This is a genomic window from Agromyces binzhouensis (genome assembly GCF_004135055.1).
GTDB classification, from domain to species: domain Bacteria; phylum Actinomycetota; class Actinomycetes; order Actinomycetales; family Microbacteriaceae; genus Agromyces; species Agromyces binzhouensis.
The window spans coordinates 1-737 of sequence record NZ_SDPL01000749.1; the positions used below are offsets into that span (position 1 = coordinate 1).

General features: G+C 73.8%; 1 protein-coding gene and 1 pseudogene. Both read right to left on the bottom strand.

Annotation, left to right across the window (positions count from 1 at the left end; all coding sequences use genetic code 11):
• A pseudogene (locus ESO86_RS18025) lies at positions 1–220 on the bottom strand (ABC transporter permease); the annotation flags it as partial.
• Between the two features lie 85 nt (positions 221–305).
• Positions 306–737, bottom strand: a 432-nt coding sequence (locus ESO86_RS18030; RefSeq protein ID WP_165308390.1) for an ABC transporter ATP-binding protein, incomplete at its 5' end; no start/stop codon positions are given.

The window sequence follows — 737 nt, forward strand, 5'->3', positions numbered from 1 at the left end:
CGAGCGGTCCGGGCGCGAGGTCGGGCCGGGGCTGCGCGATCACCGCGTAGGCCTGCCACGCGGCGACGAGCACGACGAGGAGCAGCACGGGCGGCAGCACGCCGTCGATCGCGCGGCGCCACCACGGCGTGCGCCGCTCGGCGCTCGTCTGGAGTCGGTCGAGCCCGGCCTCGAGCGTGCGCAGGTCGTCATCGCGGCCCGAACGCGATCGGGTTGCCACTTGTGCCGGGTTCGCGCGGCTGGTTCCCGGCGCAAGTGGCAACTCGCGGTCCGGGGTGGTGGCGGCGGTGGCGGAAGGCAGCAGGTCATGCGGCATTGCGACGGATCTCCCTTCGCAGGTGCTCGGTGATCTCGACCGAGAGCTCGGACACGGTCGGCGACTCGATGCGGCGGGGACCGTCGTCGGCGATGCGCCACTCGTTCACGATCCGGCCCGGACGGCTCGACATGAGCAGCACCCGCTGCCCGAGCCGTGCGGCCTCGCGCACGTTGTGCGTGACGAAGACGATCGTGCGGCCGGTCTCGCGCCAGACGCGCTCGAGCTCCTCGTGCAGCAGGTCGCGCGTGATCGCGTCGAGCGCGGCGAACGGCTCGTCCATCAGCAGCACCGAGCGGTCCTGCGCGAGGGCGCGCGCGAGCGCGACCCGCTGTCGCATGCCGCCCGAGAGCTCGTGCGGCCGCTTCTCCGCGGCGTCCGCGAGGTGCACGAGGTCGAGCAGCTCGAGCGCTCGGGCGCG